This is a genomic window from Thioclava sp. FR2, assembly GCF_051200875.1.
Lineage (GTDB): Bacteria > Pseudomonadota > Alphaproteobacteria > Rhodobacterales > Rhodobacteraceae > Pseudotabrizicola.
Genome location: NZ_CP195191.1, coordinates 1,110,176 through 1,132,765 on the forward strand (window position 1 = coordinate 1,110,176; position 22,590 = coordinate 1,132,765).

A 22,590-nucleotide genomic window follows, 5' to 3' on the forward strand; every position below is an offset into this window, starting at 1 on the left:
GTGGACTTCTCCCTGCTCGGAAAAACGGCTTTTCTGCCTGATACACGCGAGGGCAAAAATGCGCAACAACGCGAAGGACAGTTTGTCCCGGACAAGCGGACCTTAACCTTGATGACTTACGGGGCTGCCAGTGCCGCCTCAAGTGCAGGCTTGAAACGGTTTTCATAGTCCGTTCCAACCAACGGTCCAATGAACTTGAAAAGGACGGTCCCATTTCCGCTGATGATAAAGGTCTCGGGCGGTGCCGTTACCCCCCACTCAACACGATTGCGCCCCTGCGGGTCCGTAGCAACTGCGAAGAAGGGGTTACCTTCGTCTTCCAAGTATTTTAGCGCCTTGGCATCGTCATCCATCATGTTGACGCCTGCCACGCGAATGCCCTTTGCAGCCATGTCCATCAGGACCGGATGTTCCGCGCGGCAAGGCGGGCACCAACTCGCCCAGAAGTTCACAACCGTAACCTCGCCAGATGAAAGGTCTGCCGCAGTCAAGACCGGGATGTCGCCCAGTCCCGTGGCTGGCAAAACCGGGGCTGGCCGGCCAATGAACACCGACGGAATGTCACTAGGATTTTCGCGCTGCATCCCAAGCAGGAAAAGTGCGGCCAACCCTGCGAACAAGATGGGCGGCAAGATCATCAGCCACTTATGCATCGGTTTTTCCCTGCCGAGCTTCCAATTCAGACAATTGGCGCTTTACACGTTGGCTCTGCCAGTAAGACACGGCGACAAGCGCCAGAACGAGAAACACAGTCGCCAGATACGATCCCATAACCTCGGTCGCGTATTTTCCCAGATCAGGCATCACGCTAACCTCTCCCTTGCCATCAAGGCCTGCAAACGGCGCATCCTGATCTCGGTGCGCGTCCGGATCAAAACCATTGCAACAAACAGCAGAACAAAACCGGCAATGCAAACAAGCAGCGGTACATAATATTCGGGGGCAAGCGGGTCTTTTTCGCCGACTTTCATGATGGTCGAGTCTTGATGAAGACCCTGATTCCAGAACTTAACTGCATAGCGAGACAAGACAGCGAAGACGGACCCAACCATGCACAGAACTGATGTCAGATCTGCCGCAGTATCTGGATTCTCGATCGCTTGCCAAAGCGCAATGTAGCCAAGGTAAAACAGGGTAAGGATCAGAAACGCTGTCAGGCGTGGATCCCATGCCCACCAAGTGCCCCACATCGGCTGTCCCCAAAGAGCGCCAGTAATCAGGGCGATCACGGTGAAGGTCAGTCCCACCGGGGCTGCCGCCTTGGCGGCAAGGGCAGAAACATGATGACGACGCACAAGCCAGATCAGGCTGGCAACCAGCATCATCACCCAAGCATTGATGGCCATCATTGCAGTTGGCACATGAATGAAGATGATTTTTACCGTTGCGCCCTGTTTGTAGTCATCGGGCGTAAAGAAAAAGCCCCAGATCAGCCCGCCCAGCAGGCAAAGGGCTGCCACACCCACAACCCAAGGCAAGACCCAGGCCGAGGTTTGCATGAACTTTTTCGGGTTTGCATATTCCCAGATCGACATGGGGCTTTCGCTAGCCTCTCTTTGTTTCCGCCTCAAGTCACTATCATGTTAGGCGCTAGCGGAGGTTGACGCGGATTGCCGCAGCCGCCGCAAAGGGCAAGAGCGCCACCGTTCCTGCCGTAATGCCAGCCAGTAACAGCAGCGGGGTCGCTGCATCCATCCCCATCGCCCCACGCTTCACGACCTCAGCCCCAAATATCAGCGTCGGCACATACAGTGGAAGAACGAGCAGTGAAAGCAGAAGGCCCCCACGTTTAACACCCACGGTCAAGGCTGCGCCAAAAGCGCCGATAACAGACAACGCGGGCGTACCAGCCGCAAGCGAGACCACCAGCCAGATGTAACCTTCTTTGGGAAGGTTCATTAGCACTGCAAGAACCGGTGAAACCAACGTCAAGGCGAGGCCTGTCACAAGCCAATGTGCAATCGCTTTAATCGCAACGACGCCTTCCATGGGAATGGGCGACGTCGCCAAAAGGTCAAGCGAACCATCCTCAAAATCCAGCGCAAAAATGCGATCGAGCGACAAGAGACAGGCCAGCAGCGCCCCAACCCAAAGAATTCCCGGCGCAATCTTGGCCAGCGTTGTGCCTTCGGGTCCAACGCCCAGCGGAACAAGGACCGCGACCAGCAAAAAGAAGGACAAGCCCAGCCCGAAACCTCCCCCCGCCCGGAAGGACAGACGAAGATCCCTGATAAGCAAAGCCATCATTGGAAAGCCTCATCAAAGCCATTGCCAGTCGCCAAAAGCGGGGTCTTCGCTTTGAACGGTGTCAGGTCCAAAACGCGCGCCTCTGGAAGCCCCAGCTCGATATGCGTCGCAAGAATGGCCATCCCACCAGCAGACAGATGGCTGCGCACCACATCGGCAAACAGGGCGACGCTTGCTGCGTCCAAAGAGACCGTCGGCTCATCCAGAACCCAGACCTTGCGCCCCGTAACTAAAAGTCGTGCAAGGCCAAGTCGGCGCTTCTGACCCGCAGACAAGTTGGCAGCACGTCGGTCCTGAAGTTCTGTAAGGTTCATCGCGCGCATCGCCGAACTGACATCCGCACCGCCATGAATCGCGGCCCAGAAGTCCAGATTTTCACGAACCGTCAAAACAGCCTTCAAACCATCAGCATGGGCCGCATAGGTCAGGCTTTCAGAAGGAATGTCCACCGTCCCGTCCACTGCCGGCTGCAGACCTGCCAAGGTTCGCAGCAGAGTGGTTTTTCCGATGCCGTTTGGCCCCCTCAGAACCAAGGCCTCGCCCGAGGCTAACCCAAATGAAAGGCCCTCAAGGACGGTTAAACCGCCCCTCTGTATCGCCAAGTTGTGAACGACCAACTCCATGAAAACTGCCTAGCGGAACTATCTACGGACGAAAAGGACTTTCCACCTTTGAATTCTCCAGAGGAAATCCATATCCTTTGGGCACAAGGAAATCTGAACGGACAATATGATGAAATCGGTACCCTTTTCCAAAAGTGGACGTGAAACGACCCGTATCGGTTTTGGCGCATGGGCCATTGGCGGCACTTGGGGAGAGGTCAGTTGGAAAGACGCCAAAGCGACTTTGCATGCGTCATTGGACGCTGGAGTTACGTTCATTGATACGGCAGATGTCTATGGCGACGGGCGCAGTGAGAAGATCATCGCCGAGGTGTTAAAAGAACGCGGCGGGCCTTTTCCATTTGTTGCAACAAAGGCCGGGCGGCGGCTCAACCCCCATGTGGCCAATGGCTATACGCTGGAAAACCTTTCTGCTTTCGTTGAAAGGTCACGCCAGAATTTGCAGATGGATTGCCTCGATCTGGTACAACTGCATTGTCCGCCAACGCCTGTCTATGGGTCTAATGAAGCTTTCGATGCACTGGAAGTTCTGAAAACTCGGCGCTGGATTTCGAATTACGGTGTTTCGGTCGAAACCGTAGCCGAAGCTGAAACCGCGTTGGGTCATGCTGGCGTCGTTTCCATCCAGATCATTTACAACCTGTTTCGGATGAAACCATCGGAACGCCTGTTCCAAAAAGCCGCAGCACGCGATGTTGCCATCATTGCACGCGTGCCTTTGGCATCAGGCCTTCTAACTGGCAAAATGTCTCGCGACAGCCAGTTTGCTGCGGACGACCATCGTAGCTTCAATCGCAACGGCGAGGCTTTTGACAAAGGCGAAACCTTTTCAGGTGTCCCTTTCGAAGTGGCGCTTGAGGCTGTCGAAGCCCTGCGACCTCTCGTTCCGGGCGGAGCAACCATGGCGGCTTTCGCTTTGCGCTGGATATTGATGGAACCGGCCGTAACAGTGGTAATTCCTGGGGCGAAAAACCCGGAACAAGCCCGCGCGAACGTGGCTGCCGACGCCTTGCCAAATATTGACCTTGCTACGATGGAGAAGGCCCGCGAGGTCTACGACCGCCTGATCGCACCCCACGTCCATCATCTTTGGTAAAACAGCAAAGCCAAGGATCAGACAGGAATCAATGCTGCCGCGATCCGACGCCCTTCGGACAGCAGGACGTTGTATGTGCGGCAGGCCGCAGGCGAGTTCATGACTTCAACGCCGATGCCAACGTCTTCAAGCGCCTGACGAAAGGCTTTTGGCGCATGTGCGACGTCTTTGCCCATGCCGACAAAGAGGACATCAATCTTTCCCATAAGGGCCAGCGGCGCGCCAACATCTTCCAACCCGCCCCAAGGCCCGGCATCCCAAGGCGTTACCAAAGCCGGGCCGCGCAACACATGACCACCCACCCGAAAAAAGCCGGAACCATAGCCTTCAATGGGCTGTGCGGTTCCGTAACTGATTTCGGTCAGGCGCATGGCGATCAGGCGTCAATATTGGCGAATTCTTCCGGAGCACCGGACTTCTTCTTTTCGCTGCGGTCCAAGCCGATCATTAGCACGATGTTCTTGGCAACATAGACAGATGAATACGTTCCAAGAATGATGCCCATCGTGATCGCAAACACGAAGCCGCGGATCACGTCGCCACCAAAGACCAACATTGCAATCAGAGCGATCAGGGTCGTGCCCGAGGTCATCAATGTTCGGCTCAGCGTTTCGTTTACCGTGAGGTTCATCACATCACGCAGAGGCATCGTCTTGTACTTCATCAGGTTTTCGCGGAGGCGGTCGAAGACAACCACAGTGTCGTTGATCGAATAGCCCAAGATCGTAAGCAAAGCGGCAATGATCGCCAGATCGAATTTGATCTGGAAGACCGCGAAGATGCCGATGGTGATGAACACGTCGTGAACCAAGGCTGCAACGGCACCAACCGAATACTGCCATTCGAACCGCAACCAGATGTAGATCAGAATGCAGGCCGTTGCCGCCAACATCGAAAGGACAGCGGCCCAGATCAACTCTCCGGAAACCTTCGGACCGACCGACTCTACTGATGCGATGCTCAATTGCGGATCGTGCGCTTTGAGTGCGCTTTCCACCTCGGTCACCAGTTCCGGTGTAATGGCTTCAGACCCTTCAAGCGCGGAAATCCGAACCATCGCCACATGCTGATTGTCAGCAAAGGATGGGTCAAAGACCTCGGTGATAAGAACATCACCCAGCGGCAACCCTTCAAGCGCAGCACGGTATCCTCCGACATCAACCGCTTGTGCGGACTCGGTACGGATGGTCGTGCCGCCCTTGAAGTCGATACCAAAGTTCAACCCAATCACGATCCAAGCCAGAATCGCAACTACGGAAAGTAGCATCGACCCGCCGAAGGTGACCCATTGCCAGCGGAAGAAATCGATATTGGTTTTTTCGGGAACGAGCCGAAGACGCCATGCCATGATCTGTTCCTCTTATACCGTAATCGTCTTAGGACGAGCGCGGTTAAACCACATTTCGACGAAGATGCGCGTCACGAACAGGGCCGTAAACACCGACGTGATGATCCCGACGCCCAATGTGATCGCAAACCCCCTGACCGGACCGGCCCCGACAGCAAACAAAACTACGGCCGTGATAAAGGTTGTGATATTTGCGTCAATAATGGCCGACATGGCCTTTTCATAGCCCAGTTCAATCGCCCGGCCCGGCGACTTTGCGACCCTCAGTTCCTCGCGGATCCGTTCGAAGACCAGCACATTGGCATCGACGGCCATACCGATTGTCAGCACGATACCAGCGATGCCGGGAAGGGTCAGGGTACCGCCAATGGTCGACAGCGCCCCAAAGATCAGCGCCATGTTGATCGCCAAAGCCAAATTGGCGAAGAAGCCAAAGATGCCATAGCTGGCCCACATGAAGAAGACGACCGCGACCATCGACACCAAGGCCGCAACCTTTCCAGCATCAATCGAGTCCTGCCCCAATTCAGGGCCAATGGTACGTTCTTCGAGGAAGTTCATTTCCGCCGGAAGGGCACCTGCCCGTAGCAAGACCGCAAGCTGGGTAGATTCCTCGATCGTGAATGACCCGGTGATGATCCCGGATCCACCCGGAATATGGCTTTGAATGACCGGGGCACTGATCACCTCGTCATCAAGGACGATCGCAAAGGGCGCGCCAATATTTGCAGCCGTGTAATCCCCGAATTTCCGCGCACCTGATGGATTAAAGCGGAAATTCACAGCTGGACGGTTGTTTTGGTCAAACGCGGGCTGTGCATCAGTCAATTCCTCGCCGGTGACTACCGGCGTTTCCTCAACGATATAGTAAACGCCCGGCTCATCCATCGCAGGCAAAAGCTCATTGCGCGCGCCCGGATCGGCTCCGGCATCGGAGGTGCGACCAACAACAGGGTTGAAAGTCAGCTTCGCAGTCGTCCCGATCAGCGCCTTCAATTCAGCCGCCGAGCCGATGCCGGGCACTTGGATCAGGATACGATCTTCACCCTGCCGTTGGATAGTCGGTTCCCGTGTACCAACTTCGTCGACGCGGCGCCGAATGATTTCAAGGGACTGCTGGATGGTACGGTTATCGGTCGCCGTCTTTTCGGCATCCGACAACTGAATGACGATTTCTTCGCCCTCGACCGAAACGGCAATGTCATTCTGCCCAACGCCTGTCAGGCTGACGACCGGAGTCGCCAAGGCATTTACGGCTTCCAGCGCAGCCGTCATACCGGCTGGATTAGTGATTGCGACCCGCAGCGTCCCCTCTGGGCTGGGTTGGCGGCGGACGTTGCCCACCTGATCGCGCACTTCGCGCAGCGCGTCACGCACATCGGGCCAAAGCGCATCCATCCGCGCCTTGTAAACATCCCCGACCTTAACCTCGGCCAAAAGATGCGCCCCGCCCCGAAGATCAAGCCCAAGATTGACAAGGTTTGACGGCAGAAAATCCGGCCAAAGCGCCAGATCGGCATCCTGTTCAGGGGTCGAGATGCCACTGGCCGCCTCGATGGCAGCCGCGGCATCATTGTGTTTCTCAACATCGGTGTAGTTGAGGTTTGGAACGGCCGCGATGATCCCCCATGCACAAACAAGAATAATGAGGACACGCTTCCAGAGAGGCATCTGGTTCATCGCGAAATTTCCTTACGAAGCAGCCGGTTCGGTCTTGTTCATGACCTGAGCAATGGTCTGCTTGACGATCTTGACCTTCACGCCGTCGGCGATTTCAACCACGACAGTGTTGTCTTCGTTGACATGGGTCACCTTGCCAATGATACCGCCCTGGGTCAGAACCTGGTCACCACGGCGAAGCGCCTCGACCATAGACCGGTGCTCTTTCATCTTCTTTTGCTGCGGACGGATCAGCAGGAAATACATGATCCCAAAGATCAGGATCAGAGGCACAAAGCTGGTGAAAGCGGCGGCACCGCCACCCTGGGCGGCCTGTGCAAAAGCGGGCGTTGCGAACATGAGCGTCCTCTCACTGTCTGAAGCGGGGACTTTGCCCCGGTTTTCGTCGGCGCGCACCCTATAGGCGGCAAATGGGCGAAGCAAGACGCCCTATTTGCCCTACAAAGGTCGGGCTTGGGCGCCATATATGCTGCTCACGTCAAGAATGGTAGGGCAAAGCGTTTGCTTTTCGCCCACCCTTTCCCCTTTCCTACAAATCAGGCATAAGCCGCTTCGCAACTGCCGGAGGATTTTCCCATGCATGACATCAAAGCCATCCGTGAAAACCCGGCCGCCTTCGACGCGGCCCTGTCTCGCCGGGGCGTGTCGGGCATGTCGTCGGAAATCCTTGCCTTGGACGCAGACCGCCGCGCCAAGATTCAGGCCGCAGAAGAGGCACAGGCCGAACAGAACAAGGCCAGCAAGGAAGTAGGTGCCGCGAAAGCCAAAGGAGACGAGGCAGAATTTGAACGCCTGCGCGCTCTGGTCGCCGAGAAAAAGGCCCAAATTGCAGATCTTCAGGCCAAAGCCGCCGAAGAGGATGCCGCGCTGCGCGACATGCTGATGCGTATTCCAAACCTGCCCTTGGACGAAGTTCCCGAGGGCCGCGACGAAAATGACAACGTCGAGGTTCGCCAATGGGGCTCGCCACGCAGCTTTGACTTCAAGCCTGTTGAACATTTCGACATCGGTGGCGTCAAACCCGGAATGGATTTTGAAACCGCCGCCAAACTATCGGGCAGCCGTTTTGTGGTGCTGAAAGGCGCAGTCATCCGCGTGCACCGCGCCTTGGCGCAATTCATGCTGGACACACATGTGGGCGAACATGGCCTGACAGAGATGTGGACCCCCGTCCTCGTCAAAGAAGATGCGATGTACGGCACCAACCAATTGCCGAAATTCGCGGAAGACAGCTATCAAACCACGAACGGCTGGTGGCTTGTTCCCACGTCGGAAGTCACACTGACCAACACGGTTGCCGGCGATATTCTTGACGAGGCCTCCCTGCCAATCCGAATGACCGCCCATACCCAGTGCTTCCGGTCCGAAGCCGGCTCTGCGGGCAAGGACACCACAGGCATGTTGCGCCAACACCAATTCGAAAAGGTCGAAATGGTGACGATCTGCACGCCCGGGTCCCACCTTGATGAACAAGCCCGCATGGTGAAGTGCGCCGAAGCAATCTTGGAAAAACTGGGCCTGCCTTATCGTACCGTCGTTCTATGCACCGGTGATATGGGCTTTGGTGCACAGCGGACCTACGACCTTGAGGTCTGGCTACCGGGTCAAGATCGCTACCGCGAAATTTCGTCGGTGTCGACTTGCGGCCAGTTTCAAGCGCGCCGCATGAACGCCCGCTATCGCCCCGCGGGTGGCAAGCCAGAGTTCGTAGCTACCCTGAACGGCTCTGGCCTTGCAGTCGGACGCTGCCTTATTGCGGTGCTGGAAAACGGCCAGCAGGCCGATGGCTCGGTCGACCTTCCCGCCGTCCTGCATCCCTATCTGGGCGGCAAGACCCGGATTTCGGCCACGGGCCAGCTTGAATGAAACTTGAACGGGACAAAGGCGTTCTCATTCCATGACCCTACGCGCACTCCTTGTACTTGTTCTGACACTGACCTTCGCGGCGGCGCCATTTGTGACGCCGCCGTTTACGGGCTATTCGCCCGAGACCTTTCCTGTCGTGATCGACCGTCCTGCGATCCAGCCGGCGGGTTATGCGTTTTCGATCTGGGGCCTGATTTACCTTTGGTTGATCGCTCATGCCGCCTTTGGTTTCTGGAAGCGGTCGAAAAGCCTCGATTGGGACGAAACCCGGCTTCCCCTTGCCACATCTTTGGGCCTCGGTACGCTTTGGCTGTGGATCGCACCGCATTTTCCGCTGAGCGCAACGGTCGTGATTTTTGTAATGCTGGTTGCCGCTATGGCCGCCTTCTTGGCTGCCGATGAATTCTATGATCGTTGGCTCTTGTCCGGCCCTCTGGGTGTCTATGCCGGTTGGCTTTCTGCCGCCACCGCGGTTTCCATCGGCATTCTGTTGGCTGGCTACGGACTGCTCTCTAACACGGAAGCTGCTTACGCAATGATTGCCGTGATCTTGGCGTTCGCATCCCTTATTCAGTTTCTTCGCCCAGAGATGCCAGGCTATGGAGCAACGGTAATCTGGGCCTTGGCCGGTATCACCTTGGTCAATCTCAACAGCCATATTTTCGTTTCTGCAGCAGCAGGCGGAGCCGCGTTCTTACTGGGATCGCTCATCGCTTGGCAATGGCGCCGCAGCAAAGCCTTGGGACATTGAAGCCACCCGATGCTACGCCTTGAAAACATCACCTATGCCGTAGAAGGTCGTCCTTTATTCGAGGCGGCTTCGGCCACAATTCCAACTGGACACAAGGTTGGCCTTGTCGGTCGCAACGGGGCTGGCAAAACCACGCTCTTTCGGCTGATCCGGGGCGATCTCGCGCTGGAAAGCGGAGAAATTTTGCTTCCGTCACGCGCGCGTATCGGTGGTGTCGCGCAAGAGGTACCTTCGTCATCGACCTCGCTCTTGGACACGGTCCTCGCTGCAGATACCGAACGGAGTGCCCTGATGGCAGAGGCGGAAACCGCTACCGACCCGATCCGCATTGCAGAAATTCAGGCGCGGCTTGCTGACATCGGTGCATGGAGCGCCGAGGGACGTGCCAGCGCCATCCTGCGTGGCCTTGGCTTTGACGCCGAAGCGCAATTGCGCCCCTGTTCAGATTTCTCGGGTGGCTGGCGCATGCGGGTGGCGCTTGCAGGCGTCCTGTTCTCTGCCCCCGATCTCTTGCTCCTAGACGAACCAACCAACTATCTCGACCTCGAAGGCGCGCTCTGGCTGGAAAGTTATTTGGCGAAATACCCCCACACCGTCATCATCATCAGCCACGATCGCGGTCTTTTGAACCGGGCCGTCGGTGCGATTTTGCATCTGGATAACCGCAAGCTGAACCTTTGGAACGGCCCCTACGACCAGTTCGCGCGCCAAATGGCCGAACGCCGTGCTGTTCAGGCCGCCGAGGCGAAAAAGGTCGAGGCGCGCCGCGCGCATCTGCAAAGCTTCGTCGACCGCTTCAAAGCCAAGGCATCCAAAGCTGTTCAGGCACAAAGCCGCGTCAAGATGCTGGAAAAGCTGCAACCGATCACCGCCCCCGAGGAAGCAAAGAAGGTCGTCTTCACTTTCCCGGAACCTGAAGAGCTTTCCCCGCCCATCATCAATATCGAAAGTGCGTCGGTTGGTTATGATGGGCCACCAGTTCTAAAGAAGTTGAACCTGCGCATTGACCAAGACGACCGAATTGCCCTTCTTGGCCGGAATGGCGAAGGAAAGTCTACGCTTTCCAAATTGTTGGCAGGAAAACTTCAACCGTCTGACGGGCGAATTTCTCGCGCCTCGAAACTCCGCATCGGCTATTTCGCTCAACATCAGGTCGACGAGTTGCATTTGGACGAAACCCCGTTGCAACACCTGACAGCGCTCCGCCCAGAGGAAGGTCAGGTTAAACTACGGGCCCGTCTCGCAGGCTTTGGCTTGATGGCCGATCAGGCCGATACCGTCGTTGGCCGCTTGTCCGGTGGACAAAAGGCACGTCTCTCGCTTCTGCTTGCTACACTTGATGCGCCGCATCTGCTTATCCTTGACGAACCGACCAACCACCTCGACATCGAAAGCCGCGAGGCGCTGGTTGAAGCGTTGAACGACTATACCGGCGCCATCATCCTCGTTAGCCACGACATGCACCTCTTGGGCCTTGTCGCTGATCGTCTTTGGCTGGTCAAAGGTGGTGCCGTCACCCCGTATTCTGATGATCTAGAGGCTTATCGCCGGTTGCTGCTTGCCGCAGAAGACGAAGCAAAACCTGCAGCCAAACCAACTGAGCGCCCAAAGAAACCGGGCCGGGATGAAGTGCTGGCCCTGCGCGCTGACCTGCGAAAGTGCGAGGATCGCCTTGCGAAACTTTCGGAGATGCGGGCGAAGCTCTCGGCCATTCTTGCCGATCCTGCCTTATACGACGACAGCCGCATAGGCGAGCTGGAAGGCTGGAACCGTAAGTTCGCCGAACTGGAAGAGGCGGAACAGCGCGCCGAATCCCTTTGGCTTGATGCGCAGGAAAAGCTAGACGCGGCAGAGGCATAGGGGCGGAACAAGGCCGCCCTTTTTCGCACCGCAGAGCCCCTTGCAGCCTTTGCCGCAAAGCCCTAGCGTCCTGATATGGAAACCGCCTTTCTCGTAACCGCTTTTGCCACGCTCTTTGTGGTGATCGACCCTCCGGGTCTGGTTCCGCTTTTCATCGCGTTGACGCGCGGCATGTCGTCCGAACGACGCAGGGCGATGGCATTGCGCGCCTGTGCGATCGCAGCCTTTTTGCTGACTATGTTCGCTCTGGCGGGTGAGGCCATCCTTGGCTTTGTTGGGATTTCGATGCCTGCCTTTCGGATTGCCGGCGGGATCCTTTTGTTCCTCACGGCACTCGACATGCTGTTTGAACGTCGCACGCAACGGCGCGAGGGTCAGCAAGCAGACCCCGATCACGATCCGTCCGTTTTCCCCCTTGCAACGCCCCTTATCGCGGGTCCGGGGGCAATTGCGTCGATGATCCTTTTGATCGGTCAAGGTGGCGGCACTTGGGCGGCAACCCTATGGGTGATGGCCCTAATGTGGGCGATGATGCTTGTCACCTTCCTGTTTCTTCTCGCGTCTCCGCCGCTTGAGCGTTTGCTGGGACGAACAGGGACTATCGTCATTACTCGGTTGCTGGGGATGCTTTTGGCCGCCCTTTCGGTTCAGTTCGTAATCGACGGTGTGCAGCAGACGGGTCTGGTCTGACTTGCCCTTGCATCCGCAAGACGCTCTCCCCACCTCGTTAGTCTGACGTTGAAAGGCTTCGAATGGACAGCGACACCCTCGCCCGAATTGCTTATCTCAGCCTGCTTATTGCAGCCGTCGGTGGCTGGGCTTTGGTTGAATTTCGTGGCCGTCTTGGTTTTGCGCTTCGTACGGCACTTGCTTGGGCGATGATTTTTGTTGGCGTCATGGCCGGTTATGGCATCTGGCAGGATATCGACCAAGACCTGCGTCCGCGAGCCACAGTTACCGAAGCGGGAGAAATCCGTGTGCCAAGGGCGGAAGACGGACACTATTATTTGTCGCTCCAAATCAATGGCAAAACGATTGATTTCCTAGCCGACACAGGGGCCACGAACCTTGTCCTGACCGAAGACGATGCACGCGCTATTGGCATGAATCCCGACACGCTTGTCTATCTGGGGGAAGCGAGGACTGCTAACGGCTCTGTTCGGACGGCCCACGTCACGCTAGATGAAGTGCAACTCGGTCCCTATTCCGATTTGGACGTGTCAGCCTGGGTCAATCGCAGTGAGATGGACATCTCGCTTTTGGGAATGGACTACCTTGGCAATTTCCGCATCGAAATTGACCGCAAACAGATGGTCTTGCGCCGCTAACACAATCTTCTTGCCGCATGGCAGACGAACCAACTGGAAAGTCAGCCTTTCTCTGCCTTCTTTTCCCATCTCCCGGATTCCTCGGACCAGTATTGCGCCGCAAGGCCGGCCTCGGTGAGGCGTTTCCAGTCCGCACGGGCTTTGCTCAACTGGGCAGGATCCTCGCCGTCGAACAAAATCCAGACGCGCTCCATAGAAGCGGCTTCTTCAATACTGGTCTCGGCCCCATCCAACAAGATGACGCCCTTGGCGCCATTCCTTGCTTCACCTTGGCCGATCAACACTGGTTGATCATTGTCGTGGCCAGAACCTTCAAGACCATGAGGCAGAAAGCTCTCCTCTGGAAAAAGCCAAAGACGTTCATCTAGACGTGCTCTATGTTCGGGACTGGGGGTTCGGATCATGATCCGCCACCCCTGCCCCAAGGCACGTTCCATCAGTGGCCGAAGCGCCTGCTCCGGCCCCGAGCGGGTCAAGTGGTAGAACATGACCACACCCATCGGTCCGCTTAACCTTCGAATTTATCGCGGATCAGCCGGTCCAATGCCATCACGCCCCAACCTGTCGCCCCCTTGGGGGCAAGCGACGAGTCCGCTTTCAAAAGCGCAGTTCCCGCAATATCCAGATGGCACCACGGCATGCCCGGTTTTACAAATCGCTTCAGAAATTGTGCTGCCGTGATGGCCCCACCGTCGCGGCCACCAACGTTCATCATGTCCGCGATCCGGGACTTCAGCTTTGCGTCATAGGCATCGCCCATAGGCATTCGCCAGGCGCCTTCGCCTTCAGCCCGTGCGGCAACAAGGAACGCATCACACAAAGCGTCATCGTTCGAGAATACACCGGTGTTTTCATGTCCAAGGGCAATGATGATGGCCCCCGTCAGAGTGGCAAGGTCGATCATCCCTTTCGGATTAAAGCGCTCTTGCGCATACCAAAGCACATCGGCCAGAACCAGACGCCCTTCAGCATCGGTGTTGATCACCTCGATCGTGTCACCCTTCATTGACCGAACGACATCGCCCGGTCTTTGTGCGCGACCGTCCGGCATGTTTTCCACCAAGCCGACAAGCCCTACCACGTTTGCCTTTGCTTTCCGCAGGGCCAAGGTCCGCATGACACCGGCCACGGTCGCGGCCCCACCCATATCCATGGTCATTTCTTCCATGCCGGCTGCGGGCTTGATCGAGATGCCGCCGGTGTCGAAGACAACGCCTTTGCCGATCAGAGCAAAGGGCGCGTCTCCCTTCTTGCCACCGTTCCATTGCATGACGACGACTTTTGACGGGCTCTCAGAGCCTTGGCCCACGCCCAATAGCGCCCCCATGCCCAGCTTGGTAAGTTCTTCCTCTTCCAAGATCTCGACATCAAGGCCCAGCTCTTGCATGGCCGCCAGCCGGGCGGCAAAATCGAATGTTGTCAGCACGTTAGCTGGTTCGTTGACCAAATCACGTGCGAAAAACACGCCTTCTACAACCGCAGCACCCGGTGCCGCGGCGGCGGCAACCGCTTCCGGCTTGGTGACCATCATTGTGACAGTTCCGGGCTGTTTTTTCTCGCTCGTCTTGTGCGTCGAAAAATCATAGGCCCGCATTGCCAGGCCGAAGGCGATGTCGGCTGCACGAGGATGCGCCTCGGCCAAGACGACAGCAGATTGACGGGACAACGTCCTCCCAATGGCAGCGCCAGCCTTGCGTGCCTCGGCCACAGCGGCCTTTTTAGGAAGGCGGATCAGGTGAATGGCCTCTGCTTCAAGTCCGGAAGGATAGGCCAATTCCACCGACTCGCCAACTTTCAGCGCCGAGAAAGCGTCAGATGCAATGGCACGCCCAAGAGCGCCGCGCGTGATCCGGTCCAGCCTCCGTCCCGCTGCGGAAAACGGCTGACCAGCATCTGCCAACAGGGCGATGCGTCCCTTGACTGATTCCAAGGCATTGATGTCGGTTTCAGAAAATCTGATCTGGACGGGATCGGTCATGGTTCCTCACTGGAATTTGCGTCGGCAAAGGCTAGCCCGTGGACCCGGAATTGACCAGATAGGAGTTTCCTTCCCGCGCGGATATGCGATAGGGTCGCAGCGTTGATTGTGGGGGAGTGTTTTGGGCCGTGGCGAGATTCGACAGATACCTGCTGTCGCAATTACTTGCGGTGTTCGGCTTCTTTTCCCTATTGCTGGTGTCTGTCTATTGGATCAACCGCGCAGTTGGCCTCTTTGACCAGCTGATTGCCGACGGGCAATCGGCCCTCGTTTTCGTTGAATTTTCTCTGCTTACGCTGCCGAATGTTATCCGCGTCGTGCTGCCGATTTCGGCCTTTGCGGCAACGGTTTTCGTGACCAACCGCCTGACCAATGACAGCGAACTGGTTGTCATGCAGGCCACCGGATTTTCGGCCTTTCGGCTGGCGCGCCCGGTTGTCTATTTCAGCCTGATTGTTGGCGTGATGCTAGCAATTTTGGCGCATTTTCTTGTTCCAGCAAGTCGCGAGATCTTTGACCGCCGTTCGGCAGAAATCTCTGAAAATGTCACCGCGCGTTTCCTACGCGACGGTCAATTCATGCACCCGTCCAAAGGTGTCACGCTTTATATTAGAAACATCCGCCAGAACGGAGAATTGCGAGACCTGTTTCTGGCCGATGAACGCGGTGAAAACTCGACCGTCACCTACTCCGCACAGCGGGCATTTCTTGCAAGGTCAGATGACGGACCGAAGCTTCTGATGTTTGACGGCATGACGCAGACTTTGGACAAGAAGACTCAAAGGCTGTCGGTCACACGCTTTGCCGATGTCACCTATGATCTGGCCGAGATCGTTGCACCGGGGAAAACGGGTAAGCGGACGCTTGACCAACTTTCCACGCTGGAACTCATTCGGGCCGACGAAACCATGGTAAGCGAAGTGCGTCAGAAACGCGCGGCACTTCTGGAAGAAGGCCATAGCCGGATTGCGCAGCCACTTTTGCCACTAGCGACATCTCTGATTGGCTTTTCGTGCCTCTTGCTTGGTGCGTTCTCTCGATTTGGACTGTGGCGCCAGATACTTGGCGCAATTGTGCTCTTGGTCTTCGTCCAAGCACTTAGCACGCAGGCCACGGGCCTGGCGGTAAAGGACGAAACCGCATGGCCGCTGGTCTACATTGCTCCTATGGTCGGCATCCTCATCGCAGTTGGCTTGCTGTGGTATAGTCAAAAGCCACGGCGTATTCTTGCCCTACCCTCTTCCACAGCAGAGGTAGCGGCATGATACTCTCGCTTTATATCGCGCGCCGCTTTTTCTGGAGCTTTTTGCAGGTTTTCCTCGTGTTCTGGTCGATCATGATGATGATCGACATGGTTGAACAGCTGCGCCGTTTTTCCGACAGCGGCATTGGGCTTGCCGAGGCCTTCCGGATGGCCGCAATGAACACCCCCGCCAGCCTTTACCGAATTTTGCCTTTGATCATGATTATCTCGGCAATTTCGCTTTTTCTGGCCTTGGCGCGTTCGTCAGAATTGGTGGTGGTTCGCGCTGCAGGGCGTTCGGGGCTAAGATTTCTTGTTGCCCCGATTACGGTTGCGCTTTTGATCGGGGCCCTTGCAATCGCGGTGCTCAACCCTTTGGTTGCGGCCACCCAAAAAGAATATGATCGGCTTTGGGCGGTCGCCGCGAAAGGCGAAGAGAGCACACTCTCGATATCTGACAGCGGCCTTTGGCTGCGCCAGGGCGCGGAAGACGGGCAAACTGTAATTCATGCCCTTCGCGCGAATACAGACGGGACAGAGCTTTTTGGTGTCAGCTTCGTCTTGTTCGGAGACGATGGCGCGCCAAGCGCCCGGATTGAGGCTGGAAAGGCGCAACTTGTTCCCGGAGCCTGGCTGCTTAGCTCGGCGAAACGCTGGGATCTGATTTCGGCCAATCCGGAGTTGCAGGCCGAGGCACTTCCCGATGGAACAGAACTGGCTTCAAATCTGACCCGTGACGGAATTCGCGACAGTTTCGGAGAGCCGTCATCTGTGCCGTTCTGGGGTTTGCCTGACTATATCAAAGGGCTTGAAGATGCCGGCTTTTCTGCGCGCGCGCACCGGCTTTGGTACCAGATGGAGCTTGCGCAACCCCTGCTCTTGGCCGCAATGGTTCTGATCGCGGCGGGCTTCACAATGCGTCACGCCCGGTTTGGCGGCACTGGGGTGATGGTGCTTATGGCGGTTCTGGGTGGTTTCTTCATTTTCTTCCTTCGCAATTTCGCGCAGGTATTGGGCCAGAACGGACAAGTTCCCGTTTCTCTCGCAGCTTGGGCGGCCCCTGTAGCTGCCATTCTGCTGGCGTTGGCTTTGCTTCTACATGTAGAGGATGGCTGATGTTCCGTCCTGTTCTTCAGATTCTGCTCTTCGTTGCCCTGATGACTTTCGCGTCATCCGGTATGTCCATTGCACAAGAACGTGCGGCGTTGATTGCGGATTCAGTCAGCATTGACCCACAGGGGCGGCTGATCGCCAGTGGCGGAGTTGAGGTCTTTTATCAGGGCCGAAAACTGCGGGCTTCCCGAATTGTCTACGACAAAGCCACAGATAGATTGGTAATCGAAGGGCCTATCCTTTTCGTAGACGGAACAGACTCTGTTCTAGTCGCCGATCAGGCAGAACTTTCGGCAGATCTGACAGAAGGTATTCTGACAAGCGCGCGGCTGGTCCTGAATCGCGAACTTCAATTGGCAGCCTCTCAAATTCAGCGCATTGGCGGCCGCTACACGCAAATGGAAAATGTTGTCGCCTCTTCGTGCAAGGTTTGCGCCGGTAATCCGACGCCGCTTTGGGAAATTCGGGCACGCAAAGTCATCCATGACCAAGAAGCTCGGCAAATCTATTTTGACCGCGCGCAGTTCAGGGTCGCAGGCATGCCTGTCGCTTGGTTTCCACGATTGCGTATGCCCGACCCTACTTTGAAGCGGGCAACCGGGTTTTTGACCCCAACGATCCGCACAACTTCGGGTCTTGGGACAGGGATCAAGCAACCCTATTTCGTGGCCCTCGGCCCCCATCGCGACATAACAATCACGCCCTACCTTTCGTCACGCTCTGGAAGAACCGTCGAGCTTCGCTATCGGCAAGCATTTGCGACGGGAAACATTGAAATCAATGGCGCTTTGACGCTGGACCAGATTCTTCCGGGGCAAACTCGTCACTATTTGAAGGCAGTGGGCGAATTCGGACTTCCTAACGACTTCACCCTGCGGTTCTCGGGAGCCGTAGTCAGCGATGCTGGCTATCTCTTGGACTATGGACTGGGGGAAGAAGATCGCCTCGACAGTCGTATTGAAGTGACCCGGACACGTCGCAATGAGTACATCTCAGGCCGTGTTGTTGGCATTCGGTCCTACCGGGCGGGTGAAGTCAACTCGACCCTTCCTTCCGTAATATCCGATTTTACATTCCATCGCCGCTTCTCGGGCGGGCCCTTGGGGGGCGAAGCTGGCCTCAAGTTCCAGACACATAGCCACTATCGCAGTTCAGACAAATCCGCGGTGGATAGCAATGCTGACGGGATCAACGATGGGCGCGACGTAAGCAGAGCATCGCTGCGCCTTGATTGGCGCCGCAACTGGATGCTGCCAATGGGCATGGTCGGGACTGTTTTGGGCGAAGTTCGCGCTGATGCTTATAAGATTGGTCAAGACGCGGCCTTTGGGGGTTCTTACACCCGTATGCACGGCGGCATGGCGGCCGAGTTGCGGTGGCCCTGGCTAAAGACCGGAAACTCTGGCGTGGCCCATGTCATTGAACCTGTCGTCCAATTTGTCTGGTCTCCGAAGGGCACTGAAACCTTGCCCAACGAAGACTCAAGGCTGGTCGAATTCGATGAGAACAACCTGTTCAGCCTTAATCGCTATCCCGGCACTGATGCCGTTGAACGTGGCGGGCATGTGAATCTTGGACTGACCTATACCCGCATCGCCCCCAGTGGCTGGACCATCGCGGCTGCCGGCGGTCGCGTCTTCCGAGATACCGACCTTGGGCAATTTACCGTGGCGTCAGGCTTGGACGGCCAGAAATCCGACTGGCTGGCCGCCGTAAAGGTCACATCCCCGCAGGGTTTTGGACTCGATCACCGAATGATTGTCAACGACAGCTTTGACGTCAACAAATCTGAAACTCGGTTAAGCGTCCTTGGCGAGAAGTTTGGGCTGGCGGGGACCTATGTCTGGGTTGTCGCGGACACAGCAGAAGACCGCGCGGACCCGATCTCTGAGCTTCTGGTTGATGGAAACTACAAGCTTACTGACAATTGGACGGCGTTCAGCCAAGCACGATATGATTTCGAGGCCGATCGAGCCAACCGGGCTGCCATCGGACTGCAGTTCCGCAATGAATGCGTTTCAGTCGATCTTTCTCTCTCGCGCCGCTTCACTTCCTCGACTAGTGTGAAGCCGACAACGGATTTCGGCCTTTCCGTCGATCTTGTCGGCTTGGGCAGCGGCGTTGGCGCGGGGCCATCCCGGGTATGCCGGCGCTAAGTGTCAGAGACGGAACGATGGAAAGGCAGACGAAGAAAGGCTTGAGGCAAGTGACGGCAGAAGGCATGAAATCACGTCAGATCCGGGCATCCAAAACCGGACGCAAGCACCCTAACACGGTCAGGCGCTTTGCAGCAGCAGCGGCGCTTGCATTCGTGTCGAGCTTTCCTGCCAGTGCGACACTGGCCCAAGGATCGCCTTTTGCGCCAGTTCTAAAGATAAACGACTCGGTCATCACCCAATACGAGCTGGATCAGCGCGCAAGATTTGTCATGCTGTTGCGCATTCCCGGCGACCCGATTGAGGGCGCGATGAAAGGCCTGACTCAAGATCGGCTTGCCGCGGAACAGGCGAAAAAATTTGGCCTGCGCCTGACTCCGGAACAGATCAACGCTGGCATGACCGAGTTTGCATCGCGCGCCAATCTTTCGGCCGAAGAGTTCGTTGCCGCCATTACTCAGGGCGGCGTTGACCCGGAAACCTTCCGGGACTTTGTGGCCAACGGCCTGCTCTGGCGGGAATTGGTCCGTGGCAAGTTCGGCCCCACCGTTACGATCAGCGAAACCGACATTGATCGTGCGATTGCATTGGGCACTCGTCGTACAGCTATGCAATTACTGTTGTCCGAAATCGTTATCCCTGTTGAAGGGGACCCAGAGGACGAAATTGCCTTAGCGAACCAATTGCGACGCGAAATCACGACGGAAAGCGGATTTGCTGCTGCTGCACGTCGGTATTCTGCGTCACCAAGCGCTGGTCGCGGTGGTCGGATGGAATGGGTCTCGACGACTCAAATTCCGCCTCAATTGGTGCAACTCGTTTTAGCTTTGGCACCGGGACAGGTCTCCCAACCTGTGCAACTGCCAAACGCAGTTGCCATTTTCCAATTGCGTGATGTTACCGAAGACCTTCGGACCGAAGCGCCATTGTTGAATGTGGAATACGCACAGTTCCTGATGCCGAATACTGAAGATGTCTTTGCCGATGCCGAAGCCCTGGGAAATCGAATCGACACCTGTAAGGATCTTTGGGCCGAAGCGCGTGATCTTCCGGAAGACCACTTGGTTATCGAAAAGAAATCACTGGAAGAAACGCCGAAGGATATCGCCCTTGAACTGGCACAGTTGGATGTCGGCGAACATTCGGTGGCTCTGACTCGGGGAGGCAACCGCGTCTTCCTGATGCTTTGTTCACGGGAACCGCGGCCCGAAGAGGAAGGCGCCGAGCTCAATCGTGAGGCAATTCGTGCGCAGTTGCAGTCGCAAGAATTGGAGGCTCAGGCTGGCGTGTGGCTGGAAGAGCTTCGGTCTGAAGCAATCATCGAGCAGCCTTGAGCGACGTAGAAAAGACAGCCCGCCCTGCTCCGTTGGTCATGACTTGCGGAGAGCCCGCGGGCATCGGCCCAGAACTTGCTATGAAGGTGCGCATGGCGCTTGGAAGCGAAGTGCCGTTCGCTTGGCTGGGCGACCAGCGTCACCTTCCTGCCAACACCCCTGTTCGGGTCCTTGATCGGCTTTCTGACTCGGCTTCGGTGCCCGCCGATTGTCTGCCAGTTTTGCACCATGAATTTGCAGGGCCTGCTACGCCGGGCGCCCCGAATCCAGAAAATGCGGCAGACGTGATCGAGGTCATTGCACGCGCTGTGAAGTTGACCCTGGACGGAGAAGCCGGTGGCATTGTCACCGCGCCCATCCACAAAAAAGCTCTGAAGGACGGCGCGGCCTTCGCTTTTCCCGGACATACCGAATTCTTGGCACATCTGGCAGGCGATGTTCCCGTTGCCATGATGCTGGCCAGTTCGCAGTTGCGTGTGGTTCCGGCAACCATCCACATCCCGTTGCGAGATGTGCCAGACGCCTTGTCACCCGAAGTCTTGGAGCAGGCGATCAAAATCACGCACGCTGGCCTTTATGACTTGTTCGGCATTAAAGCCCCACGCATAGCCGTGGCGGGCCTGAACCCTCATGCTGGCGAAGGCGGTGCGATGGGTCTCGAAGATTTGACGGTTATCGCCCCGGTGATAGAGAAGCTTCGCGCAAAAGGGTTTAATGTCTGGGGGCCTCTGCCCGCCGATACGATGTTTCATGCCCGCGCAAGGGCGGGCTATGATGCTGCAGTCTGCGCCTATCACGATCAGGCTCTGATCCCCATCAAGACGCTCGACTTTGACGGCGGCGTCAATGTCACCCTTGGCCTTCCCTTTGTCCGAACCTCACCTGACCATGGAACTGCTTTAGATATTGCCGGGAAAGGCATAGCTTTGCCCGACAGCACGATTGCAGCGATGCGGATGGCATGGCAGATGGCACAGGCAAGGCTTGCCTCTAAAAGCTGACTTCCATCGTTGGACTTCGCGCTTTCTGCAGGATCGGCGGCATAGACAAAGGATAGCGAACGCGTGGCAACGATTGATGGCCTTCCCCCATTACGCGATGTTATTCGCGACCATGAGTTGGTGGCGAAAAAGCAGCTTGGGCAGAACTTCCTTCTGGATCTAAACCTCACCGCCAAGATTGCGCGGATGGCAGGCGATCTTTCCGCCTGTGATGTTCTTGAGGTTGGACCCGGTCCGGGTGGGCTGACCAGGGGACTGCTGGCCGAAGGCGCAAGACGGGTCTTGGCCGTCGAGAAAGACCCGCGCTGCATCCCTGCCCTGACCCAGATTGCCGAAGCCTATCCGGGGCGCCTTGAAGTCGTGAATGGAGATGCGCTGGAAATCAATCCGCTGACGCATCTGACACCGCCGATCCGCATCGTTGCGAACCTTCCTTACAACGTTGGCACCGAGCTTTTGATAAGGTGGTTGTCGCCAAGCGAATGGCCCCCAGTCTGGGATAGCCTGACCCTGATGTTTCAAAAGGAAGTGGCTGAAAGGATCGTGGCAAAACCGCGTGGCGATCATTATGGACGTTTGGCAATCTTGGCGCAGTGGCGCTGCGATGCAAAGATCGTGATGCACCTGCCGCCCGAGGCCTTCACCCCTGCCCCGAAAGTTCATTCTGCCGTTGTTCATTTGAAGCGACTTGAAGAGCCGCGCTATCCTGCCGATTCTGCGGTTCTGTCCCGCGTCACGGCGATGGCCTTCAATCAGCGCCGCAAGATGCTTCGCTCCAGCCTCAAGGGTCTGGGAGGAGAGGTCGAAGCACTTCTGCAAAGCGTGGGAATTGCGCCAACCGCAAGGGCCGAGGAAATCGGGATAGAGGCGTTTTGCGCCTTGGCACGAGCGGTCAAGGCACGCGCCTAAGGCTACTTGCCCGATGTTTCCGCAGGGCAAATGCTGATCACATAGAAAAGGGCGGCG

The 22,590-nt window shown here is 56.8% G+C and carries 23 protein-coding genes; 12 read left to right on the forward strand and 11 right to left on the reverse strand.

Going from position 1 to position 22,590, the window contains the following annotated elements; translation table 11 throughout:
• Nucleotides 1-116 precede the first annotated feature (116 nt).
• From ACSBLW_RS05310 to ccmA, 5 genes are read right to left on the reverse strand one after another with little or no spacing between them, the layout of a single operon-like run.
• Nucleotides 117-653, reverse strand: a complete 537-nt coding sequence (locus ACSBLW_RS05310) for a DsbE family thiol:disulfide interchange protein (protein ID WP_435259192.1) — start codon at nucleotides 651-653, stop codon at nucleotides 117-119.
• Nucleotides 646-804 (reverse strand): heme exporter protein CcmD, encoded by a 159-nt coding sequence (gene ccmD, locus ACSBLW_RS05315; protein ID WP_435259193.1) that lies wholly within the window; start codon nucleotides 802-804, stop codon nucleotides 646-648. Before ccmD ends, ACSBLW_RS05310 begins: the two co-directional genes overlap by 8 nt.
• Nucleotides 804-1,535: a heme ABC transporter permease gene (locus ACSBLW_RS05320; RefSeq protein WP_435259194.1), complete on the reverse strand. Its 732-nt coding sequence runs from the start codon at nucleotides 1,533-1,535 to the stop codon at nucleotides 804-806. The genes ccmD and ACSBLW_RS05320 overlap by 1 nt, the downstream gene beginning before the upstream one ends.
• 55 nt (nucleotides 1,536-1,590) lie before the next feature.
• Nucleotides 1,591-2,247 carry a heme exporter protein CcmB gene (gene ccmB / locus ACSBLW_RS05325; protein ID WP_435259195.1) on the reverse strand — a complete coding sequence of 219 codons (657 nt, stop codon included), beginning with the start codon at nucleotides 2,245-2,247 and terminating at the stop codon, nucleotides 1,591-1,593.
• Complete coding sequence (gene ccmA, locus ACSBLW_RS05330; RefSeq protein WP_435259196.1) at nucleotides 2,244-2,870, reverse strand: heme ABC exporter ATP-binding protein CcmA; 627 nt, start codon at nucleotides 2,868-2,870, stop codon at nucleotides 2,244-2,246. The genes ccmB and ccmA overlap by 4 nt, the downstream gene beginning before the upstream one ends.
• Nucleotides 2,871-2,979: 109 nt before the next feature.
• Here ccmA and ACSBLW_RS05335 point away from each other — a divergent pair, with 109 nt between their 5' ends.
• On the forward strand, nucleotides 2,980-3,966 hold the full coding sequence (locus ACSBLW_RS05335; protein ID WP_435259197.1) for an aldo/keto reductase: 987 nt from the start codon (nucleotides 2,980-2,982) through the stop codon (nucleotides 3,964-3,966).
• Between the two features lie 17 nt (nucleotides 3,967-3,983).
• Here ACSBLW_RS05335 and ACSBLW_RS05340 read toward each other — a convergent pair whose 3' ends face one another.
• Genes ACSBLW_RS05340 through yajC form a run of 4 tightly spaced genes read right to left on the reverse strand, consistent with a single transcriptional unit; the run spans nucleotide 3,984 to nucleotide 7,333 of the window.
• Complete coding sequence (locus tag ACSBLW_RS05340) at nucleotides 3,984-4,337, reverse strand: Mth938-like domain-containing protein (protein ID WP_435259198.1); 354 nt, start codon at nucleotides 4,335-4,337, stop codon at nucleotides 3,984-3,986.
• Nucleotides 4,338-4,342: 5 nt separating this feature from the next.
• Complete coding sequence (gene secF / locus ACSBLW_RS05345) at nucleotides 4,343-5,314, reverse strand: protein translocase subunit SecF (RefSeq protein ID WP_435259199.1); 972 nt, start codon at nucleotides 5,312-5,314, stop codon at nucleotides 4,343-4,345.
• Nucleotides 5,315-5,326: 12 nt separating this feature from the next.
• Nucleotides 5,327-6,994 carry a protein translocase subunit SecD gene (gene secD, locus ACSBLW_RS05350; protein ID WP_435259200.1) on the reverse strand — a complete coding sequence of 556 codons (1,668 nt, stop codon included), beginning with the start codon at nucleotides 6,992-6,994 and terminating at the stop codon, nucleotides 5,327-5,329.
• Nucleotides 6,995-7,006: 12 nt separating this feature from the next.
• A complete protein-coding gene (yajC, locus tag ACSBLW_RS05355) occupies nucleotides 7,007-7,333 on the reverse strand; it encodes a preprotein translocase subunit YajC (protein ID WP_435259201.1) in 327 nt (108 codons plus the stop codon).
• 237 nt (nucleotides 7,334-7,570) lie between these two features.
• Between yajC and serS the strand changes: the two genes are divergently transcribed.
• The 5 genes from serS (at nucleotide 7,571) to ACSBLW_RS05380 (ending at nucleotide 12,799) form a co-directional block, all read left to right on the forward strand.
• Nucleotides 7,571-8,860, forward strand: a complete 1,290-nt coding sequence (gene serS, locus ACSBLW_RS05360) for a serine--tRNA ligase (protein ID WP_435259202.1) — start codon at nucleotides 7,571-7,573, stop codon at nucleotides 8,858-8,860.
• A gap of 31 nt (nucleotides 8,861-8,891) precedes the next feature.
• Nucleotides 8,892-9,611: a hypothetical protein gene (locus tag ACSBLW_RS05365; protein WP_435259203.1), complete on the forward strand. Its 720-nt coding sequence runs from the start codon at nucleotides 8,892-8,894 to the stop codon at nucleotides 9,609-9,611.
• Between the two features lie 9 nt (nucleotides 9,612-9,620).
• Nucleotides 9,621-11,471, forward strand: coding sequence for an ABC-F family ATP-binding cassette domain-containing protein (locus ACSBLW_RS05370; protein WP_435259204.1), 1,851 nt, complete (start codon nucleotides 9,621-9,623; stop codon nucleotides 11,469-11,471).
• Between the two features lie 75 nt (nucleotides 11,472-11,546).
• Nucleotides 11,547-12,161 carry a MarC family protein gene (locus tag ACSBLW_RS05375; RefSeq protein ID WP_435259205.1) on the forward strand — a complete coding sequence of 205 codons (615 nt, stop codon included), beginning with the start codon at nucleotides 11,547-11,549 and terminating at the stop codon, nucleotides 12,159-12,161.
• A gap of 62 nt (nucleotides 12,162-12,223) precedes the next feature.
• Entirely contained in the window at nucleotides 12,224-12,799 is a 576-nt protein-coding gene (locus ACSBLW_RS05380; protein WP_435259206.1) for a retropepsin-like aspartic protease family protein, read from the forward strand.
• 41 nt (nucleotides 12,800-12,840) lie between these two features.
• Here the strand turns inward: ACSBLW_RS05380 and ACSBLW_RS05385 are convergent, their stop codons facing one another.
• Both ACSBLW_RS05385 and ACSBLW_RS05390 read right to left on the reverse strand, forming a co-directional pair.
• Nucleotides 12,841-13,287: a DNA polymerase III subunit chi gene (locus ACSBLW_RS05385; RefSeq protein WP_435259207.1), complete on the reverse strand. Its 447-nt coding sequence runs from the start codon at nucleotides 13,285-13,287 to the stop codon at nucleotides 12,841-12,843.
• A gap of 20 nt (nucleotides 13,288-13,307) precedes the next feature.
• Complete coding sequence (locus ACSBLW_RS05390) at nucleotides 13,308-14,777, reverse strand: leucyl aminopeptidase (RefSeq protein ID WP_435259208.1); 1,470 nt, start codon at nucleotides 14,775-14,777, stop codon at nucleotides 13,308-13,310.
• Between the two features lie 128 nt (nucleotides 14,778-14,905).
• Here ACSBLW_RS05390 and lptF point away from each other — a divergent pair, with 128 nt between their 5' ends.
• The 6 genes from lptF to rsmA all read left to right on the forward strand — a co-directional run bounded on the left by lptF (nucleotide 14,906) and on the right by rsmA (nucleotide 22,533).
• Nucleotides 14,906-16,042, forward strand: a complete 1,137-nt coding sequence (lptF, locus tag ACSBLW_RS05395; protein ID WP_435259209.1) for an LPS export ABC transporter permease LptF — start codon at nucleotides 14,906-14,908, stop codon at nucleotides 16,040-16,042.
• Nucleotides 16,039-17,136 carry an LPS export ABC transporter permease LptG gene (lptG, locus tag ACSBLW_RS05400; protein ID WP_435259210.1) on the forward strand — a complete coding sequence of 366 codons (1,098 nt, stop codon included), beginning with the start codon at nucleotides 16,039-16,041 and terminating at the stop codon, nucleotides 17,134-17,136. Before lptF ends, lptG begins: the two co-directional genes overlap by 4 nt.
• The gene (locus tag ACSBLW_RS05405; RefSeq protein ID WP_435259211.1) at nucleotides 17,136-19,289 is read left to right on the forward strand and encodes an LPS-assembly protein LptD; all 2,154 of its coding nucleotides are present in this window, start codon (nucleotides 17,136-17,138) and stop codon (nucleotides 19,287-19,289) included. Before lptG ends, ACSBLW_RS05405 begins: the two co-directional genes overlap by 1 nt.
• 155 nt (nucleotides 19,290-19,444) lie before the next feature.
• On the forward strand, nucleotides 19,445-20,623 hold the full coding sequence (locus ACSBLW_RS05410; RefSeq protein WP_435259212.1) for a peptidylprolyl isomerase: 1,179 nt from the start codon (nucleotides 19,445-19,447) through the stop codon (nucleotides 20,621-20,623).
• Entirely contained in the window at nucleotides 20,620-21,624 is a 1,005-nt protein-coding gene (gene pdxA / locus ACSBLW_RS05415) for a 4-hydroxythreonine-4-phosphate dehydrogenase PdxA (RefSeq protein ID WP_435259213.1), read from the forward strand. The genes ACSBLW_RS05410 and pdxA overlap by 4 nt, the downstream gene beginning before the upstream one ends.
• A gap of 63 nt (nucleotides 21,625-21,687) precedes the next feature.
• On the forward strand, nucleotides 21,688-22,533 hold the full coding sequence (rsmA, locus tag ACSBLW_RS05420; RefSeq protein WP_435259214.1) for a 16S rRNA (adenine(1518)-N(6)/adenine(1519)-N(6))-dimethyltransferase RsmA: 846 nt from the start codon (nucleotides 21,688-21,690) through the stop codon (nucleotides 22,531-22,533).
• Nucleotides 22,534-22,590 lie beyond the last annotated feature (57 nt).

What these genes read in the sequence shown, in the direction of transcription:
- ACSBLW_RS05310 (WP_435259192.1), bottom strand. Translation starts at nt 653, where the DNA reads ATGCATAAGTGGCTGATGATCTTGCCGCCCATCTTGTTCGCAGGGTTG.
- ccmD (WP_435259193.1), bottom strand. Translation starts at nt 804, where the DNA reads ATGCCTGATCTGGGAAAATACGCGACCGAGGTTATGGGATCGTATCTG.
- ACSBLW_RS05320 (WP_435259194.1), bottom strand. Translation starts at nt 1,535, where the DNA reads ATGTCGATCTGGGAATATGCAAACCCGAAAAAGTTCATGCAAACCTCG.
- ccmB (WP_435259195.1), bottom strand. Translation starts at nt 2,247, where the DNA reads ATGATGGCTTTGCTTATCAGGGATCTTCGTCTGTCCTTCCGGGCGGGG.
- ccmA (WP_435259196.1), bottom strand. Translation starts at nt 2,870, where the DNA reads ATGGAGTTGGTCGTTCACAACTTGGCGATACAGAGGGGCGGTTTAACC.
- ACSBLW_RS05335 (WP_435259197.1), top strand. Translation starts at nt 2,980, where the DNA reads ATGAAATCGGTACCCTTTTCCAAAAGTGGACGTGAAACGACCCGTATC.
- ACSBLW_RS05340 (WP_435259198.1), bottom strand. Translation starts at nt 4,337, where the DNA reads ATGCGCCTGACCGAAATCAGTTACGGAACCGCACAGCCCATTGAAGGC.
- secF (WP_435259199.1), bottom strand. Translation starts at nt 5,314, where the DNA reads ATGGCATGGCGTCTTCGGCTCGTTCCCGAAAAAACCAATATCGATTTC.
- secD (WP_435259200.1), bottom strand. Translation starts at nt 6,994, where the DNA reads ATGAACCAGATGCCTCTCTGGAAGCGTGTCCTCATTATTCTTGTTTGT.
- yajC (WP_435259201.1), bottom strand. Translation starts at nt 7,333, where the DNA reads ATGTTCGCAACGCCCGCTTTTGCACAGGCCGCCCAGGGTGGCGGTGCC.
- serS (WP_435259202.1), top strand. Translation starts at nt 7,571, where the DNA reads ATGCATGACATCAAAGCCATCCGTGAAAACCCGGCCGCCTTCGACGCG.
- ACSBLW_RS05365 (WP_435259203.1), top strand. Translation starts at nt 8,892, where the DNA reads ATGACCCTACGCGCACTCCTTGTACTTGTTCTGACACTGACCTTCGCG.
- ACSBLW_RS05370 (WP_435259204.1), top strand. Translation starts at nt 9,621, where the DNA reads ATGCTACGCCTTGAAAACATCACCTATGCCGTAGAAGGTCGTCCTTTA.
- ACSBLW_RS05375 (WP_435259205.1), top strand. Translation starts at nt 11,547, where the DNA reads ATGGAAACCGCCTTTCTCGTAACCGCTTTTGCCACGCTCTTTGTGGTG.
- ACSBLW_RS05380 (WP_435259206.1), top strand. Translation starts at nt 12,224, where the DNA reads ATGGACAGCGACACCCTCGCCCGAATTGCTTATCTCAGCCTGCTTATT.
- ACSBLW_RS05385 (WP_435259207.1), bottom strand. Translation starts at nt 13,287, where the DNA reads ATGTTCTACCACTTGACCCGCTCGGGGCCGGAGCAGGCGCTTCGGCCA.
- ACSBLW_RS05390 (WP_435259208.1), bottom strand. Translation starts at nt 14,777, where the DNA reads ATGACCGATCCCGTCCAGATCAGATTTTCTGAAACCGACATCAATGCC.
- lptG (WP_435259210.1), top strand. Translation starts at nt 16,039, where the DNA reads ATGATACTCTCGCTTTATATCGCGCGCCGCTTTTTCTGGAGCTTTTTG.
- ACSBLW_RS05405 (WP_435259211.1), top strand. Translation starts at nt 17,136, where the DNA reads ATGTTCCGTCCTGTTCTTCAGATTCTGCTCTTCGTTGCCCTGATGACT.